Annotated in this window: 16 protein-coding genes; 11 read left to right on the top strand and 5 right to left on the bottom strand. The window is 62.2% G+C overall.

Annotated features, from left to right (window positions below):
- Positions 1–43 precede the first annotated feature (43 nt).
- Positions 44–244, bottom strand: coding sequence for a hypothetical protein (locus AB1462_RS00175; RefSeq protein WP_003172389.1), 201 nt, complete (start codon positions 242–244; stop codon positions 44–46).
- A gap of 565 nt (positions 245–809) precedes the next feature.
- Between AB1462_RS00175 and pcaR the strand changes: the two genes are divergently transcribed.
- The 11 genes from pcaR (at position 810) to pcaC (ending at position 11,573) form a co-directional block, all read left to right on the top strand.
- Positions 810–1,652 carry a pca regulon transcriptional regulator PcaR gene (gene pcaR / locus AB1462_RS00170; protein ID WP_012722667.1) on the top strand — a complete coding sequence of 281 codons (843 nt, stop codon included), beginning with the start codon at positions 810–812 and terminating at the stop codon, positions 1,650–1,652.
- A 145-nt stretch (positions 1,653–1,797) separates the two neighbouring features.
- Complete coding sequence (locus tag AB1462_RS00165; RefSeq protein WP_367245937.1) at positions 1,798–3,138, top strand: MFS transporter; 1,341 nt, start codon at positions 1,798–1,800, stop codon at positions 3,136–3,138.
- Between the two features lie 252 nt (positions 3,139–3,390).
- Positions 3,391–4,248, top strand: a complete 858-nt coding sequence (locus tag AB1462_RS00160; protein WP_367245936.1) for a CoA transferase subunit A — start codon at positions 3,391–3,393, stop codon at positions 4,246–4,248.
- Positions 4,248–5,027, top strand: a complete 780-nt coding sequence (locus AB1462_RS00155) for a CoA-transferase subunit beta (RefSeq protein ID WP_367245934.1) — start codon at positions 4,248–4,250, stop codon at positions 5,025–5,027. The genes AB1462_RS00160 and AB1462_RS00155 overlap by 1 nt, the downstream gene beginning before the upstream one ends.
- Entirely contained in the window at positions 5,024–6,226 is a 1,203-nt protein-coding gene (gene pcaF, locus AB1462_RS00150) for a 3-oxoadipyl-CoA thiolase (protein ID WP_186731502.1), read from the top strand. Before AB1462_RS00155 ends, pcaF begins: the two co-directional genes overlap by 4 nt.
- Positions 6,227–6,243: 17 nt before the next feature.
- Positions 6,244–6,948, top strand: coding sequence for a protocatechuate 3,4-dioxygenase subunit beta (gene pcaH / locus AB1462_RS00145; protein ID WP_065928281.1), 705 nt, complete (start codon positions 6,244–6,246; stop codon positions 6,946–6,948).
- Position 6,949: 1 nt separating this feature from the next.
- On the top strand, positions 6,950–7,516 hold the full coding sequence (gene pcaG, locus AB1462_RS00140; RefSeq protein ID WP_090408314.1) for a protocatechuate 3,4-dioxygenase subunit alpha: 567 nt from the start codon (positions 6,950–6,952) through the stop codon (positions 7,514–7,516).
- A 155-nt stretch (positions 7,517–7,671) separates the two neighbouring features.
- Positions 7,672–8,967 carry an MFS family transporter gene (locus tag AB1462_RS00135; protein WP_065928279.1) on the top strand — a complete coding sequence of 432 codons (1,296 nt, stop codon included), beginning with the start codon at positions 7,672–7,674 and terminating at the stop codon, positions 8,965–8,967.
- A 10-nt stretch (positions 8,968–8,977) separates the two neighbouring features.
- Complete coding sequence (locus tag AB1462_RS00130) at positions 8,978–10,342, top strand: 3-carboxy-cis,cis-muconate cycloisomerase (RefSeq protein WP_090408311.1); 1,365 nt, start codon at positions 8,978–8,980, stop codon at positions 10,340–10,342.
- A gap of 10 nt (positions 10,343–10,352) precedes the next feature.
- The gene (gene pcaD / locus AB1462_RS00125) at positions 10,353–11,162 is read left to right on the top strand and encodes a 3-oxoadipate enol-lactonase (protein WP_367245932.1); all 810 of its coding nucleotides are present in this window, start codon (positions 10,353–10,355) and stop codon (positions 11,160–11,162) included.
- 18 nt (positions 11,163–11,180) lie between these two features.
- Positions 11,181–11,573 (top strand): 4-carboxymuconolactone decarboxylase, encoded by a 393-nt coding sequence (gene pcaC / locus AB1462_RS00120; protein ID WP_024073913.1) that lies wholly within the window; start codon positions 11,181–11,183, stop codon positions 11,571–11,573.
- Here the strand turns inward: pcaC and AB1462_RS00115 are convergent, their stop codons facing one another.
- The 4 genes from AB1462_RS00115 to AB1462_RS00100 all read right to left on the bottom strand — a co-directional run bounded on the left by AB1462_RS00115 (position 11,574) and on the right by AB1462_RS00100 (position 17,272).
- Positions 11,574–12,473, bottom strand: a complete 900-nt coding sequence (locus tag AB1462_RS00115; RefSeq protein WP_367245930.1) for a polysaccharide deacetylase family protein — start codon at positions 12,471–12,473, stop codon at positions 11,574–11,576.
- Positions 12,474–12,557: 84 nt separating this feature from the next.
- A complete protein-coding gene (locus AB1462_RS00110; RefSeq protein ID WP_367245928.1) occupies positions 12,558–13,808 on the bottom strand; it encodes an OprD family porin in 1,251 nt (416 codons plus the stop codon).
- Positions 13,809–13,950: 142 nt separating this feature from the next.
- Positions 13,951–15,564, bottom strand: a complete 1,614-nt coding sequence (locus tag AB1462_RS00105; protein WP_367245926.1) for a J domain-containing protein — start codon at positions 15,562–15,564, stop codon at positions 13,951–13,953.
- A 10-nt stretch (positions 15,565–15,574) separates the two neighbouring features.
- A complete protein-coding gene (locus AB1462_RS00100; protein WP_259192707.1) occupies positions 15,575–17,272 on the bottom strand; it encodes a molecular chaperone HscC in 1,698 nt (565 codons plus the stop codon).
- Between the last annotated feature and the right edge of the window lie 36 nt (positions 17,273–17,308).

Here is a 17,308-nt window from a genome sequence, read left to right as displayed (position 1 = left end):
GTGGCAGCATTCCAGACGGGACCCTGGGCTCAATCCGAAACGCTTATGGCTCTTCGGCCTTGAGCTCCTGTTCAATCTTTTGGATTTCCTGGGCAAATGCCTGGTCGAGCAGGCTGGCTCGCTTGCGCCATGGTTTGCGTTCAGGTTCAGGCTGGGCGGCGTAGGTGGTGACTTCTCCGCCGTAAACATCCTTGTAACGTTGTTCCTGGCGCTCAAGTTCCGCGCGCAGTTCATCTTTCGTCACATTGTTACCTAATTGAGTTGAGTGTAAATACGTAGCAGCGTTATGCCTGAATACTGTCCTCGGGCTGTTCCAAATTGAACCCATGAAGTGTTCAAGTTTGAAATAGAAACGAGAGGCCACTGTTGTGGCAGTCATTCCAGGCAGGTAGTTGCGACCGTCCATGCACGGCCTGTGCATGGTTTTGCGAGATCCGGCCCCGATAATGAAACCGGGTTGACCTCCGCATAGGGTGCATTATAGCGGCGCATTTGAATAACACTATCGGCATAAAGTTAAAAAGCGTCAACTTTGTGTGAGCGTTTTGTTACACGGACACGTCAGTATTTGCTGAAATTCTGGCGTCATAAACTCAACAAGGGATCAGGCCATTTAAATGACCGCCTTAACTTTGCCAGGGCACATGATCGTGAAACCGGCGGCGCAGATACGGCGCCAAATTGCGATAATCGCATGATTGTCCGATAATCGCCCGATGTTGCTGGGCCTGCCTTGTGCATCACGGCCGGCGCGGCTTGTAATAGCAGCCCAATCCCCTGCGGTTGACAATAAGAGAAAGGAACCTGGCATGAACGATCAATTGCGCAACTCTTTCGCGTCAGCGGCGCCACCGATCGTTGCCTCGCCAGCCAAGCGTATCCAGGCGTTTACCGGTGACCCGGACTTCATGACCTCCCTGGCCCGCGGCCTGGCCGTGGTGCAGGCGTTCCAGGAGCGCAAGCGCCACCTGACCATCGCCCAGATCAGCCACCGCACCGAGATCCCGCGCGCCGCCGTACGCCGCTGCCTGCATACCCTGATCAAACTCGGCTACGCCACCACCGATGGGCGCACCTATTCATTGCTGCCCAAAGTCCTGACCCTGGGCCATGCCTACCTGTCATCCACGCCATTGGCGGTGTCGGCCCAGCCTTATCTGGACCGTATGAGCGAGCAACTTCACGAAGCCTGCAACATGGCCACCCTCGAAGGCGACGACATCCTCTACATCGCCCGTTCGGCCACCACCCAGCGCCTGATTTCCGTGGATCTATCGGTGGGTGGGCGCCTGCCAGCCTACTGCACTTCCATGGGCCGCATCCTGCTCGCCGCATTGGATGACGCCTCGCTGCAGGACTACCTCGACCACGCCGACCTGCAAACCAAGACCAGCCGCACCCTGACCACCCCCGAAGCCTTGTTCGAATGCCTGCAACAAGTGCGACAGCAGGGCTGGTGCATTGTCGACCAGGAACTGGAACAGGGCCTGCGCTCCATCGCCGTGCCGGTGTATGACGCGTCGGGCCAGGTGTTGGCAGCGCTCAATGTCAGCACCCACGCTGGGCGGGTCAGCCGCAGCGAGCTGGAGCAGCGTTTCCTGCCGAGCATGCTCAGTGCCAGCCGTGAGTTGAGTGCGCAGCTGTTTGCCTAAGGTGTTCGGTGACCGCACAGATCCCCGCTTGATGAATTGACGATGTTTCCCCCGGCTTATTACTGTGCGGCAGCGCTCTTGAGGGCGCCCCAATAATAATGACGGCCCCAGGCCGTTGGCCCGCCATCGGTGTGGAATAAGAATAATGAATCAGCCTTCTGTCGGTACCACCCTGGACGTGCAGTCCTTTATCAACACCCAGCCACTGTCCCGTTATCAATGGCGCGTGGTGATCCTGTGTTTCCTGATCGTCTTCCTCGATGGCCTCGATACCGCTGCCATGGGCTTTATCGCGCCCGCGCTGTCCCAGGACTGGGGCATCGACCGCGCCAGCCTTGGCCCGGTGATGAGTGCGGCGTTGATCGGCATGGTGTTCGGCGCGTTGGGTTCCGGGCCGCTGGCCGACCGCTTCGGCCGTAAAGTGGTGCTGGTGGGCGCAGTGCTGGTGTTTGGCGCGTTCAGCCTGGCTTCGGCCTACAGCAGTAATGTCGACCAACTGCTGGTGCTGCGCTTCCTCACCGGCCTGGGCCTGGGTGCGGGTATGCCCAATGCCACCACGCTGTTGTCCGAATACACCCCCGAACGTCACAAGTCGCTGCTGGTGACCAGCATGTTCTGTGGTTTCAACCTGGGCATGGCCGGTGGCGGGTTTATCTCGGCCAAGCTGATCCCGGCGTTCGGCTGGCATAGCCTGCTGCTGATCGGCGGAATCCTGCCCTTGATCCTCGCAGTGGTTCTGCTGGTGTGGCTGCCGGAGTCGGCGCGTTACCTGGTGGTGCGCAACCGCGGTACCGACAAGGTGCGCAAAACCCTGTTGCCCATCGAACCCTCTATCGTCGCCCAGGCCAGCGCCTTCAGCGTGCCCGAACAAAAAACCGTCAAGGCGCGCAACGTGTTTGCGGTGATTTTCTCGGGCACCTACAGCGCCGGTACCTTGCTGCTGTGGCTGACGTACTTCATGGGCCTGGTGATCGTGTACCTGCTGACCAGCTGGTTGCCGACCCTGATGCGCGACAGCGGCGCCAGCATGGAGCAGGCCGCCTTCATCGGGGCGCTGTTCCAGTTTGGTGGCGTATTGAGCGCGGTCGGCGTGGGATGGGCGATGGACCGGTTCAATCCGCACAAGGTCATCGGCACCTTCTACCTGCTGGCCGGGGTGTTTGCCTACGCGGTAGGGCAGAGCCTGGGCAATATCACCCTATTGGCCACCCTGGTGCTGGTCGCCGGGATGTGCGTCAACGGTGCGCAATCGGCGATGCCGTCCCTGGCCGCACGCTTCTACCCGACCCAAGGCCGCGCCACCGGCGTGTCGTGGATGCTCGGCATCGGTCGTTTCGGCGCGATCCTTGGCGCGTGGATGGGCGCCACCTTGCTGGGCCTGGGCTGGAACTTCGAGCAGGTGCTCACCGCCCTGGTGATTCCGGCCGCATTGGCCACGGCAGCCGTTGTCATCAAAGGCATGGTCAGCCATGCGGATGCCACCTGAGCTTGGCAGGGTTTAAATGTGGGAGGGGGCCTGCCCCCGATTGCGTTGGATCAGCCGGTAAATTTGTTAACTGACACCCAGCTATCGGGGGCAAGCCCCCTCCCACATTAGAAGATTAGCTAGACAACAATCTGTTCGATAATCGAACGCTGAGTCGATTATCGGATTGTTTGGCCCATTTCCCCGGCTTAATCTTCAAGCACTTCGGCGCCACTTCTGCGCCTTTTCGATCCACACCGGGAGCCCAACCCCATGGCTGAAATTCTTGCGCTGCGTGACGCGGTGAAGCAATTCGTGAACGACGGCGACACTGTCGCACTGGAAGGCTTCACCCATCTGATCCCGACGGCAGCGGGTCATGAAATCATTCGTCAGGGCAAGAAAGACCTGACGCTGGTGCGTATGACGCCTGACCTGATCTACGACCAGTTGATTGGCGCCGGGTGTGCTCGCAAGCTGATTTTCTCCTGGGGCGGCAACCCCGGCGTAGGCTCCCTGCATCGCCTGCGTGACGCGGTCGAGAAGCAATGGCCGCAACCGTTGGAAATCGAAGAGCACAGCCACGCCGACCTGGCCAATGCCTACGTCGCCGGCGCATCGGGCCTGCCATTCGCGGTGCTGCGCGCCTACGCGGGTTCCGACTTGCCCAAGGTCAACCCGCTGATCAAGACCGTGACGTGCCCGTTCACCGGTGAAGTGCTGGCAGCCGTGCCGTCGGTGCGTCCGGACGTCACCGTGATCCACGCGCAAAAGGCTGATCGCAAGGGCAACGTGCTGCTCTGGGGCATCCTTGGCGTGCAGAAGGAGGCGGCCCTGGCGGCCAAGCGCTGCATCGTCACCGTGGAAGAAATCGTCGATGACCTGAACGCGCCGATGAACAGCTGCGTGCTGCCGACCTGGGCCCTGACCTCAGTGTGCCATGTACCCGGTGGTGCACATCCGTCCTACGCTCACGGCTACAACGAGCGTGATAACCGCTTCTACCAGGCGTGGGACCCAATCGCCCGCGACCGTGGGACCTTTACCGCCTGGATTGACGAATACATCCACGGCACTGCCGATTTCAGTGAATTCCAGGCCAAGCTGACCACACAGCAGGAGGCCAAGTAATGGCTTACTCGACCAATGAAATGATGACCGTCGCCGCCGCGCGCCGCCTCAAGAACGGCTCCGTCTGCTTTGTGGGCATCGGCCTGCCGTCCAAGGCCGCCAATCTGGCACGCCTGACCTCGTCGCCGGATGTGGTGCTGATCTACGAGTCCGGCCCAATTGGCGCCAAGCCCAACGTACTGCCACTGTCGATCGGTGATGGCGAGCTGGCGGAAACCGCCGACACCGTAGTGCCGACCGGTGAGATTTTTCGCTACTGGCTACAGGGCGGGCGTATCGACGTGGGTTTCCTCGGTGCCGCGCAAGTCGACCGCTTCGGCAACATCAACACCACCGTGGTCGGTGACTATCACCACCCCAAGGTGCGCCTGCCGGGTGCTGGTGGCGCGCCGGAAATCGCCGGCTCGGCCAAGAGCGTGCTGATTATCCTCAAGCAGTCGTCCCGTTCGTTTGTCGACAAACTGGACTTCATTACCTCGGTCGGCCACGGCGAAGGTGGCGATTCGCGCAAACGCCTGGGGCTGCCGGGTGCCGGTCCTGTCGGCATTATTACCGACCTGTGCATCATGGAGCCGGAAGAGGGCACCCATGAATTCGTGGTCACCGCCCTCCATCCGGGCGTGACCCGCGAGCAAGTCGTAGCGGCCACCGGTTGGGCGATTCGATTTGCCGAGCAGGTCAGCACCACCGCCGAGCCGAGCGAAGTCGAGTTGACTGCCCTGCGTGACCTCGAAGCACGCACAGCCGCCGCCCATGGCCAAGCACTGGGAGAAGCCTGATGCGCGAAGTATTTATCTGCGATGCCATTCGTACCCCCATCGGCCGTTTCGGCGGTGGCCTGTCCACCGTGCGCGCCGATGACCTGGCGGCCTTGCCGATCAAGGCACTGATCGAGCGTAACCCTTCGGTTGACTGGTCGGCCGTTGATGAGGTGTTCCTCGGCTGCGCCAACCAGGCCGGTGAAGACAACCGCAACGTCGCCCGCATGGCGCTGTTGCTGGCCGGCCTGCCGGAGAGCATTCCGGGGGTGACCCTCAACCGTTTGTGCGCCTCGGGCATGGATGCGATCGGCACCGCCTTTCGCGCCATCGCCAGCGGCGAAATGGAGCTGGCGATTGCTGGTGGCGTCGAGTCGATGTCCCGTGCGCCGTTCGTGATGGGCAAGGCTGATGCGGCGTTTTCGCGCAACATGAAGCTGGAAGACACCACCATCGGCTGGCGTTTTATCAACCCGTTGATGAAGGCCCAGTACGGCGTGGACGCCATGCCGCAGACCGCCGATAACGTCGCCGACGACTACCAGGTTTCACGCGCTGACCAGGACGCCTTTGCCCTGCGCAGCCAGCAACGTACCGCCGCCGCCCAGGCTGCCGGGTTCTTCGCCGAAGAAATCGTACCGGTGCGGGTCGTCCATAAAAAAGGCGAAACCGTGGTGGAGCACGATGAGCACCCCAGGGACACCCATCTGGAAGCCCTGGCCAAACTCAAACCGGTCAACGGCCCGGACAACACCGTCACCGCCGGCAATTCCTCGGGTGTGAATGACGGCGCGGCCGCGCTGATTCTGGCGTCTGCCGAAGCAGTGAAAAAACACGGCCTGACTGCCCGCGCCCGCGTATTGGGCATGGCCAGTGCCGCTGTCGCGCCACGGGTGATGGGCATGGGCCCGGTGCCGGCGGTGCGCAAGCTGGTGGAGCGCCTGGGCCTGGCCGTCACTGACTTCGATGTGATCGAACTCAACGAAGCCTTCGCCAGCCAAGGCCTGGCGGTGCTGCGTGAACTGGGCATCGCCGACGACGCACCCCAGGTCAACCCGAACGGTGGCGCCATTGCACTTGGCCACCCCTTGGGCATGAGCGGTGCACGGCTGGTACTGACGGCCCTGCATCAGTTGGAAAAAACCGGCGGCCGTAAAGGCCTGGCGACCATGTGCGTGGGCGTCGGCCAAGGCCTGGCCCTGGCGATTGAACGCATCTAATAAGAGAGGACTGCTCCATGAGTGACAAGCCCGGTTACCGGCGCCCGCAAGCGGGCACTCAGCCTGATTACCTGCACCCGGCCTACCAGTCGACGAACCTGCGTTCGCCGTCCCAGCCATTGGTGTTCCTGCCCCATTCGTTGTCGGAAATTACCGGCCCGACCATCGGCGCCGAACGCCTCAGCGAGAAGGACAACGACCTCACCGCCCAACACGACGGCGAGCCCCTGGGCGAACGCATCATCATTCACGGCCGCGTGCTGGATGAAAACGGCCTGCCGGTGCCGGGTATCCTCGTGGAGATCTGGCAGGCCAACGCCGCCGGTCGCTACAACCACAAGCGTGACCTGCACGATGCGCCGCTGGATCCGAACTTCACCGGCACCGGGCGCACCGTCACCGACGCCGATGGCTGGTACCAGTTCCAGACCATCAAGCCCGGCGCCTACCCGTGGGGCAACCACCACAACGCGTGGCGTCCGGCGCATATTCACTTTTCGCTGTTCGGCCCGAGCGTACTGACGCGCCTGGTGACGCAGATGTATTTCCCCGGCGACCCGCTGCTGGAATATGACCCGATCTACAACTGCGTACCGGATACCAGCGCCAAGGAACGCCTGATCGCCCGTTTCGATCTGGAAAAGACCATTCCTTCCTATGCCCTCGGCTACCGCTGGGACATCGTCCTGCGCGGCCGCGACGCCACGCCGATGGAGAAATGAGATGACACTCAACGCGACCACGTCCCACACCGTCGGGCCGTACTACCACATCGGCCTGACCTGGCTGAACCGCGAAGACTTGACCGTCGCCGCCACCCTTGGCGAGCGCGTGGCGATCAGCGGGCAAGTGGTGGACGGCAACGGTGATGTTGTCAACGACGCCATGCTCGAAGTCTGGCAGGCCAACGCCGCCGGCAAGTACGACCACCCTGAAGATGAGCAGGACAAGGCGCTGGACCCGAACTTCGAAGGCTTTGGCCGGGTGCCAGTGGATGCCGAAGGGCGCTTCCGCTTTACCACCATCAAGCCGGGCAGCGTGCCAGGACTGCAAGGTACGACCCAGGCGCCGCACCTGGTGGTGCTGGTGTTTGCCCGTGGCTTGGTGAAGCACCTGCTCACGCGGATTTATTTCGATGGCGAGGCGTTGAATGGGGATGACCCGTTGCTGGCGTGTGTGCCTGCCGAGCGGCGCGGCACTTTGATTGCCAAGCCGGATGCGGCTGGGGTGCATCAGTGGAATGTGATTTTGCAGGGGACAGATAAGGAAACGGTGTTCTTCGATTATTGATCGGTAGCGGCGGCAAGTTTCAAGCTGCAAGCTACAAGGAAGAGCAGTGACCGCGTCGGTTTTTCTCTTGCAGCTTATAGCTTGCTGCTTGCAACTACCTCCGGTTGTTGCAAAGTATGTCTAGGCTATAACCGTTCCCACTGAGTGAAAAAACCATGACAACAACCACCAGTCACTACACCGGAGAAGAACGCAGCAAACGGATCTTTGCGATTGTCGGTGCCTCCTCCGGCAACCTGGTCGAATGGTTCGACTTCTACGTCTATGCCTTCTGCGCCATTTACTTCGCTCCGGCGTTTTTCCCCTCGGACGACCCCACGGTCCAACTGCTCAACACTGCGGGCGTGTTCGCCGCCGGTTTCCTGATGCGCCCCATCGGTGGCTGGCTGTTCGGCCGGGTAGCCGACAAGCACGGGCGCAAGAACTCAATGATGATCTCGGTGCTGATGATGTGCGCCGGCTCCCTGGTCATCGCCTTTTTGCCCACCTACAAAGACATCGGCGCCTGGGCCCCGGCCTTGCTGCTGGTGGCGCGGCTGTTCCAGGGCCTGTCGGTGGGGGGCGAATACGGCACCACCGCGACCTACATGAGTGAAGTCGCGCTCAAGGGCCAGCGTGGGTTTTTCGCCTCGTTCCAATACGTGACCCTGATCGGCGGCCAGCTGTTGGCCGTGCTGGTGGTGGTGATCCTGCAACAGATCCTCACCGAAGAAGAATTGCGCGCCTGGGGCTGGCGGATTCCGTTCGTGATCGGTGCGATTGCAGCGGTGATTTCCCTGCTGCTGCGCCGCACCCTCAAGGAGACCACCAGCAAGGAAATACGTGAAGACAAGGACGCCGGCAGCATCGTCGCGCTGTTTCGCGACCACGGCAAAGCGTTCGTTACGGTGCTCGGCTACACCGCCGGTGGCTCGCTGATTTTCTACACCTTCACCACTTACATGCAAAAGTACCTGGTGAACACCGTGGGCATGCACGCCAAGACGTCGAGCTACATCATGACCGGCGCGCTGTTCCTCTACATGTGCATGCAGCCGCTCTTCGGTATGTTGGCGGACAAGATCGGCCGACGTAATTCGATGCTCTGGTTCGCAGGCCTCGGCACCCTGTTCACGGTACCGATCCTGTTGACCTTGAAAACCGTCACCAGCCCGTTCCTGGCGTTTGTGCTGATCACCCTGGCCCTGGCGATTGTCAGCTTCTACACCTCCATCAGCGGCCTGGTCAAAGCGGAGATGTTCCCGCCCCAGGTGCGTGCTTTGGGCGTGGGGCTGGCGTATGCGGTGGCTAACGCGGTGTTTGGTGGTTCGGCGGAAGTTGTCGCGCTGAGCCTGAAATCCATCGGCATGGAAAACACCTTCTATTGGTACGTCACCGCGATGATGGCGGTGGCTTTCCTGTTCAGCTTGCGCCTGCCGAAACAGGCGGCGTACCTGCATCACGATTTGTAAGGGATGAGTTATGACACTGCGCACGAGCAATCAACTGTTCGACGCTTACTTCACCGCTGACAGCATGGCCGAGGTGTTCTGCGACCAGGGACGTTTGCAGGGCATGCTCGATTTCGAAGCTGCACTCGCTCGGGCGCAGGCCCAGGTCGGGGTGATCCCGCAGGCCGCCGTGGCGCCGATTGCCCAGGCGTGCCTGGCGTCGCTGTACGACGTGGATGCCCTCGGCGTGGCAATTGCCACAGCGGGGAATTCGGCGATTCCGCTGGTGAAAGCCCTGGGCAAGTTGATTGCCAGTGAGGATGCGGGTGCCGAGCGCTATGTGCACTTGGGCGCGACCAGCCAGGACGTGATGGACACCGGGCTGGTGCTGCAACTGCGGCGGGCGCTGGGGTTGATCGAAACAGACCTGGCGCGTCTGGGCGACGTGCTCGCCGCCCAGGCCCAGCGTTATGCGACGACACCGTTGGCCGGGCGTACCTGGTTGCAGCACGCGACGCCGGTCACCCTGGGGATGAAGATTGCCGGTTGGCTGGGCGCGGTGACGCGCAGTCGCCAGCGCCTGGAAGCACTGAAACCGCGTTTGCTGGTACTGCAATTCGGCGGCGCGTCGGGGACGTTGGCGGCACTCGGCGAACACGCCATGCCGGTGGCCGAAGCGCTGGCGGCGGAGTTGCAACTGAGCGTGCCCGAACAACCCTGGCACACCCAGCGGGATCGACTGGTGGAGTTTGCCGCCGTCCTCGGCCTGATCGCCGGCAGTCTCGGCAAACTGGGCCGCGATATCAGCCTGCTGATGCAAACCGAAGCGGCCGAAGTCTTCGAGCCGTCGGCGCCCGGCAAAGGCGGTTCGTCGACCATGCCCCACAAACGCAACCCGGTGGGCGCCGCTGTGCTGATCAGCACCGCCACGCGCGTGCCCGGCCTGGTGGCGACGATGTTCAGCGCCATGCCCCAGGAACACGAACGCAGCCTGGGCCTGTGGCACGCCGAATGGGAAACCTTGCCGGAGATTTGCCGCCTGGTTTCCGGGGCCTTGAAACAAGCACTGCTGGTGAGCGAAGGGTTGGAGGTCGACCCCGAGCGCATGGCGCATAACCTCGACCTGACCCAGGGCCTGGTGCTGGCCGAGGCCGTCAGCATTGTGCTGGCTCAACGCCTGGGCCGGGAAACCGCGCACCACCTGCTGGAGCAATGCTGCAAGCGCGCCGTCGCAGAAGGGCGACACTTGCGCGCGGTGCTGGCGGACGAACCGCAGGTCACCGCCGAGCTGTCCGCCACGGAGTTGGACCGCCTGCTCGACCCGGCCCACTACCTGGGCCAGGCGACCACCTGGGTCACTCGCGCTGTCACCGAACACTTTGCATTGACCGCCTAAGGAGAACGCTGTGGCTTTCGTACAACTCGCCGAGGGCGAACTGCATTACCAACTCGATGGCCCCGTGGATGCGCCGGTGCTGGTGCTGTCCAACTCGTTGGGCACCGACCTGCACATGTGGGACATCCAGATCCCGGCATTGACCGAGCATTTCCGGGTGTTGCGTTTCGACACCCGTGGCCACGGTAAATCCCTGGTGACTGAGGGACCCTACAGCATCGAGCAACTGGGCCACGACGTGATCGCGCTGCTGGATGCGCTGGATATTCAGCGTGCGCATTTTTGCGGGCTATCCATGGGTGGCTTGATCGGCCAATGGCTGGGGATTAACGCCGGTGAGCGCCTGCACCGCCTGGTGGTGTGCAACACCGCCGCCAAAATCGGCACGCCGGAGATCTGGAACCCACGGATCGAGATGGTCCTGCGCGACGGCGCGGCAGCCATGGTGGCCTTGCGCGATGCATCGATTGCGCGCTGGTTCACCGCTGATTTTGCCGCGACCAACCCGCACCAGGCCAAGCAGATCACTGACATGCTTGCCGCGACTTCGCCCGAGGGTTACGCAGCCAACTGTGCCGCCGTGCGTGACGCGGATTTCCGTGAGCAATTGGCAAACATCAAGGCGCCGAGCCTGGTGATTGCTGGCACTGAAGATGCCGTCACCCCACCGGCCGGTGGTCACTTTATCCAGCACCATGTGCAGGGCGCCGAGTACGCCGAGTTCTATGCCGCGCACCTGTCCAACGTACAGGCCGGTGCTGCGTTCAGTGAGCGGGTGATCCAGTTTCTGCTGGCCACAGGTAATCGAGCTGAAATCTAATTGAACCGGGAGTTTTTTGTGGACGAGAAACAACGTTATGCCGACGGCCTGCAAGTGCGCCGCGAAGTGCTGGGCGATGCCCATGTCGACCGCAGCCTCAATGCCTTGACCGAGTTCAACAGCGAGTTCCAGGAAATGATCACCCGCCACGCCTGGGGTGACATCTGGACCCGCCCCGGGCTGCCTCGTCATACCCGCAGCCTGATCACCATCGCCATGCTGATCGGCATGAACCGCAGTGAAGAGTTGAAGCTGCATTTGCGTGCGGCGGCCAGTAACGGCGTGACTCGCGCCGAGATCAAGGAAGTGCTGATGCAGAGCGCGATCTATTGCGGGATTCCGGCGGCGAATGCCACGTTTCACCTGGCTGAATCGGTGTGGGATGAATTGGGCGTCGAGTCGCGTGAGTGATCAGTGGGAGTCTGCGTCCCACACCCAATTCCACACGCCCGGCAGATGCACGGCTTCATTCACGTCTTTGACCGTACGCGCCAGCGCCGCGCGTTGCAGGGCGGCCGTATCGGTGTAGAACGGTTCGGCTGCGGTCTTCATGCCGTTGACTCGGGCGCTGTCCAACAGGATCTGCAGGTATTCCTGCATATGCCGCGCGGTGTAGCGGTTGATGTCGTGGAAGGTCACCACCACCGGTATCACGCCGTCCACCGTGGGCAACTCGCCCAGCGCGATGCGCTCGCGCACCACCGACAGTTGTCGATACAGGTTGGCGCGGCGGCGTGGGCTGCCGTTGAAGCCCCAGATCTTGCCGTCATTGGCGCTCAGGTCGGTCAGCAAGACCTGCATGCCATGGCGCTGGTAGGCGGCGAAGGTGCGCCGGTCGTAGTTCCAGAACGGCGGGCGCACCAGCACGGGCGGCGCGCCGGTGATCGAGGCGATATCCGCCGCCCCCTGGGTGAGGGTGCTTTCCAGTTCGGTATTGCTCAGCCAGCGATGGTTGGTATGAAACGCCGTGGCCGTGTGGAAGGCCAGGATATGGCCGTCGGCATACTCACGTTCCATGGTCTTGCGCCCCCGGGAGCTGCCGCCGGAGCGGGCCGCTTCGGTCTGCAGGAAGAACACCGCCTTGATCCCCGGCAGCACCGGGTTGTGCGCCAGGTCGGCGATCACTGAACGGCTGGGGTTGTTGTAGCCCGAGGCGCTGGGGCCGTCATCGAAGGTCAGCAAAAAACGGATCGGCGCCTGGGCTTGCAGGCGTTGCTCGGTCTGCGCTGTCAGGGCGATGGGCGCGCTGATACAGCCGCTGAGGCTCAAGGCCAGGGCAAGCACGGCGGATGCGATGGCAAAGGATTTCATGATGTGCGCAGGCTCGGATAAGAGGCCGCTGCTGGGCGAATCAGCAGCGGCAGGCGCGCACGATACAGTAAGTGCCGCGCCGGGTTACAGCAGACTTATCGGGTAACTGACGATCAACCGGTTTTCATCAAACTCGTTGTTGCTGTAGTCGCGGCGTATGCTCGAATTGCGCCAGCGCACCGTGAGGTTTTTCACCACGCCGCTTTGCACGGTATAACCCAATTCGCTTTCGCGACCCCACTCCTTGCCGTCGGCGATCGTGCCGGTGTGCACGTTGCTGCCGCTGATATAGCGGTTCATCAAGGTCAGGCCCGGCACGCCAAGGGCGGAGAAGTTGTAGTCGTGGCGCACTTGCCAGGATTTCTCCTGGGCATTGTCGTAGCTGGAGTTGTAGCTGTCGTTGGCCAGGGTGCCGCCGCTGGTGCCGTTGACGCGCATCCACGCGCTGTTGCCGGTGAGTTTTTGCAGGCCGACGTAGAAGGTGTTGCCGCCGTACTTGGCCGAGAACAGGCCGGACCAGGTCTTGTTGTCCAGGTCGCCGGCGCGGGCGCTGCCGTCGTCCTTGCCGTAGAAGAACCCGAGGTTGGCGCCCAGGGTCCAGTCGCCCAGGGGCTGGCTGTGGATCAGGTTGACGAACTGCTGGCTGTAGATGTCCTTGAGCTGGGCGTTCCACACGCCGATCTGCGTACGTTTGTCGTTGAAGGCGTATTCGCCGCCCTGGAAGTTGAAGCGGTCCGAGGTGAACGCGGTTTTGCCGACCATCGACATGTCCGACATGCTGCTGTCGTCGCGCGGGCTGTTGGCGCGGAACTGGCCGCCGTAGAGGGTCAGGCCGTCGATTTCCTTCGACGTGATCTGCCCGCCGCGCAGGGTTTGCGGCAGGGAGCGGCCATCATCGGCACGCAGGATCGGCAACACCGGCATCCATTCGCCGACCTTCACTTCGGTCTTGGAAATACGCGCTTTGAACGCCACGCCGAGGCGCCCGAATTCATCCGCAGGGCGGCCATCGTGGTCCAGCGGCAACAGTTGGGTGCCACCGGTGCCGCGCCCGCCATCGAGCTTCAATGAGTACAGCCCCAGCACGTCCACACCGAAACCTACGGTGCCCTGGGTAAAGCCGGACTTGGCATCGAGGATGAAACTCTGCGTCCACTCCTGTGCGCCACCCTGGGTTTTGGTGGGGTTGGTGAAATTGCGGTTGAAGAAGAAATTACGCAGGTTGAGGTTGGCGCTGGCGTCTTCGAGAAAACCGTGTTCTTCGGCGACGACGGGCAGGGCAAGACTGGCGATAGCGGTGGCCAGCAGGAGCCGGCGCGGGTGAAAAGTGCTCATGGTGGTGGGCCTGTTGTTATTGGGGTTATGCAGGTGGCGGCCATGGTGCGGGGCGGTGCGGGGGCGGTTCAATCGGGGGTGGGCGGTTTGTGGGCGATGATCGAACGCAAGTTGCCGGGCGCTGAGGCCCGGCATTTGCGGGTTATCGTTTGGGCAGGTCGAAGTGGGTCCAGGGCACCGCTGGCAGGTAGTGTTGCGCAGCTACGATCAGCGCCACCATCACCACCAGGAATACCACTTGCAGGGGGCTCCAGAAGGCCCAGTGCAAACCGTTCAGCCACGGGTAGCCTTCGCTGAATTTCTGGCTCATCTGACCGATACGCGTCTTGTGCAACAGGTTGATCAGGACCATACCCGCGTAGGTGAACATGCCCAGCACGCCGAGCATCAAGCCGCAGGCCACCAGCATGATCGCCTGCGGTACGCCGTGGCGAATGACCAGCCAGTAGTAATTGGGGTTGATTCGCTTGGGGATCAGGTACTGGCTCAGCCACACATCCAGAACCCGATAGGTTGAACTCATCCCGGCCCACATTTGGGTGACGCGAAAGCCAACGGCCGCCGGCACGAACGCCATCAGCATGAAAATGACCAGCGACATCCCGTCCATTCTGTCTGGCTTATCGTGGGCGATGCTCAGGCCAAGCCCCAGGGCGAAGACGGCCCATAGCCGGATAAACACCTGGGTGTAGATCGGCCGAGGTACGAATTTGCGCCAAAAGAACAGGTCTGTTTGAGGCAGGCGCTCGACCAGTTGCGGATAGCGCCAGGTCAGTGTTTGCGCCAGGTGCTGGCAGGCGTTCCACTCGTTTTCGCCAAACCCATCGATCATGCGTTTGTGTTGCGTGGCGGACATCGGCGTCAGCAGCAGGCGCGCGGCCAGGGCATCGGCTGATGTGCGCCGCGTGTCCTGGGCCTTGTCTTGCAAGTTGGCGTAGAAACTTTCCTGCTCGCAACGCGACACCAATTCGCGCCATATCCACGCCGGTTCCGGGTAGACGCCTTTCTGGTCGTCCCAGCCGAATGCCTGGCACACCCGCTCGAACAGCGGCACGCTCCATTGGGTTTCATGCAGCAGGTGCAGGACGATGCGCTGCCACTGCTGTTGCAGGTCGAACACCCGCAGCCAGGGCTGGTTGGTGTATTGATTGAGCTGGGTGATGAACTCGCGCTCGGCCTTTTGCTCCAGCAGTTCCTGCAAGGTGCGGCGGTAGTCTTGCAGCAGTTCGCCGGTCAGCGCTTCGTATTGCCAGGACGTCATCGCCACTTGCTGCCAGGGCGTCAGCCATTCCAGGTGTTGGGCGGCCCAACCGGCGATGGCGCTGCGTTCACCCGGTGCTTCGAAACAATGGCGCAACAGGCCGGCCTGGAACGCATCGGTGCAGCCCTGTTGCCGAGCCTGGACCCAGCGTTCATCGAGGTTACGCGCGTTGAGGTCGTCGAGCAGTGCCTGGGCCGGGTCCGGTGTGTGGGCTTCGAAGGGCGCAGGGCTGACGGGGCTGATGTTCATCAGTTCGGCCAGGTCATTCAGGTTTGCGTAGACCGCTTCGGCCACGGGCGCCTGGACGCGTTCTTCCTCTTCGTTATCAGCCCGCCAGCGTGCTTCACTCAGGGCGTGTTCATAGGCCTCGCGCAGGCGCTGGAAGCCTTGGGCGTCGTCGTCCGGGCGGCAGCTTTTCAGCAAGCGCGCGTAGCTGCGCTTGATGCTGCGCTCGTCGGCATCGTCCGGCAGTTGCAGTACGGTCCAGCAATCCATCGGTGTTCCCTCAGCGCCAGAACCCGTTGTCGAGTTGCTCAAGTTGACGGCTCAGTTCGCTGCGCGCTTCGCGGATGCGGCGTTCGTCCTGGGTGTCGAGTACCTGCTGGAACTGCGCCGCCCAATGCCCGAGTTGTTCGCGCAGCTCGCCGAGGTTTTCCTGGTAGAGCCGTTCGAGACGGGCGACGAGCACGGTGTTGACCTGCTGGTCGCGCGGGTGGACCTTCAATTGCGCCAGGGCTTGCAGGCGTTGCTGGATCTCCTGCGGGTTGAGCACGCCGGGGTTGTTCTCGATCACCAGCGAATGTTGCTCGCCGGTCAGCGGGATATTCACCTGGGCTTCCAGCAAACCGTTGTTGTCGTAGGTGAAGCGCACGTCCAGGGAGACCTCGCCGGCCTTGCGCTTGGGCACGGGAATATCCAGTTGGCCCAGCTCGATGTTGTCTTTGACCAGGCGGCTTTCACCCTGGTAGATCTTCAGCAGCACACGGGTCTGGTCATCGTGCAGGGTGACCACGCTTTTGACCCGGCTCACCGGCACGCTGCTGTTGCGTTCGATCAACGGCAGGTAATGGCCACTTTCGATATGGCCGCCGTACTGGTTCGATGTTTCGATGCCCAGGGTGTAGGGGCAAACGTCAGTCAGCACCACTTCTTCGAGGGCGGCGGAGCGCGCCTTGAGTGCGGCCTGGATCGCTGCGCCGTGGGCCACCACCTGGTCGGGATCGAGGCTGATGGACGGGAAACGCCCGAACAGGCCTGCGGCAAGCTTACGTACCAGTGGCATGCGCGTGGTACCGCCCACCAGCAGGATTTCATCCAGGTCGCCAACCCGAATCCGCGCATCGCGCAGGGCGCGTTCGATCGGCGCGCGCAGGCGCTCCAGCAGCGGCGTGTAGAGCTTGGCCAGTTCCTGTTGGGTGATGGTTTTCACCCATTGCTGGCCGTCGACACGCAGGGCAAATTCAGCACTGTCATCCTGGCCCAGGGCTTTGCGCACGCGCTCGGCTTCGCGGCGCAGGGCTTGCAGCACAGTGCTGGTGGGCGGGAAACCCGTGGCGTTACGTTGGCTGTCGACAAAGTGTTCGAGCAACAGGGTGTCGAAGTCTTCGCCACCGAGGAAGTTGTCGCCGGCGCTGGCGCGGACTTCCATCACCCCGTCGAACAGCTCGATGATCGACACGTCAAAGGTGCCGCCGCCGAGGTCGAAAACCAGGAACGAGGTTTCTTTATCACGCTGATGCAGGCCGTAGGCGAGGGCCGCGGCGGTCGGTTCGTTGATCAGTTTTTCAACGGTCAGCCCCGCCAATTCACCGGCGATGCGCGTGGCCTTGCGTTGGCCGTCGCTGAAGTAGGCGGGCACGCTGATCACCGCGTCGGTGACCGTTTGGCCGTAGGTACGCTCGATGTCCTCCTTCAGGCTTTTGAGCACCAGCGCCGAGAGTTCTTCGGGGCGAAACGAGCGGTCGCCCAGGCGCACTTCGGTGGCGCTGCCCATGTAGCGCTTGAACAGCGAGGTGGTCAGGTGCGGGTGGGTATGCAGGCGCTCTTTGGCGGCCTGGCCTACCAGGACGCGGCCTTGGTCATCCAGCCCGACCACGCTTGGGGTCAGCAACTGGCCCAGGGCGTTGGGCACCATTTCGGCGGCATCGCCGCGCCAGACTGCCGCAAGACTGTTGGTGGTCCCCAGGTCGATTCCTACGATCATTACGACAAGCTCCCTCTGTGGTCTGTAAGAATCTGT

Source organism: Pseudomonas sp. SB113, assembly GCF_040754745.1.
Classification (GTDB): Bacteria; Pseudomonadota; Gammaproteobacteria; order Pseudomonadales; family Pseudomonadaceae; genus Aquipseudomonas; species Aquipseudomonas grimontii.
This window is presented reverse-complemented; position numbering and strand designations above follow the sequence as displayed.

Excerpts from the sequence above, each read along its gene's own strand:
- pcaR (WP_012722667.1), top strand. The coding sequence starts at position 810 with ATGAACGATCAATTGCGCAACTCTTTCGCGTCAGCGGCGCCACCGATC.
- AB1462_RS00165 (WP_367245937.1), top strand. The coding sequence starts at position 1,798 with ATGAATCAGCCTTCTGTCGGTACCACCCTGGACGTGCAGTCCTTTATC.
- AB1462_RS00160 (WP_367245936.1), top strand. The coding sequence starts at position 3,391 with ATGGCTGAAATTCTTGCGCTGCGTGACGCGGTGAAGCAATTCGTGAAC.
- AB1462_RS00155 (WP_367245934.1), top strand. The coding sequence starts at position 4,248 with ATGGCTTACTCGACCAATGAAATGATGACCGTCGCCGCCGCGCGCCGC.
- pcaH (WP_065928281.1), top strand. The coding sequence starts at position 6,244 with ATGAGTGACAAGCCCGGTTACCGGCGCCCGCAAGCGGGCACTCAGCCT.
- pcaG (WP_090408314.1), top strand. The coding sequence starts at position 6,950 with ATGACACTCAACGCGACCACGTCCCACACCGTCGGGCCGTACTACCAC.
- AB1462_RS00135 (WP_065928279.1), top strand. The coding sequence starts at position 7,672 with ATGACAACAACCACCAGTCACTACACCGGAGAAGAACGCAGCAAACGG.
- AB1462_RS00130 (WP_090408311.1), top strand. The coding sequence starts at position 8,978 with ATGACACTGCGCACGAGCAATCAACTGTTCGACGCTTACTTCACCGCT.
- AB1462_RS00115 (WP_367245930.1), bottom strand. The coding sequence starts at position 12,473 with ATGAAATCCTTTGCCATCGCATCCGCCGTGCTTGCCCTGGCCTTGAGC.
- AB1462_RS00110 (WP_367245928.1), bottom strand. The coding sequence starts at position 13,808 with ATGAGCACTTTTCACCCGCGCCGGCTCCTGCTGGCCACCGCTATCGCC.
- AB1462_RS00105 (WP_367245926.1), bottom strand. The coding sequence starts at position 15,564 with ATGGATTGCTGGACCGTACTGCAACTGCCGGACGATGCCGACGAGCGC.
- AB1462_RS00100 (WP_259192707.1), bottom strand. The coding sequence starts at position 17,272 with ATGATCGTAGGAATCGACCTGGGGACCACCAACAGTCTTGCGGCAGTC.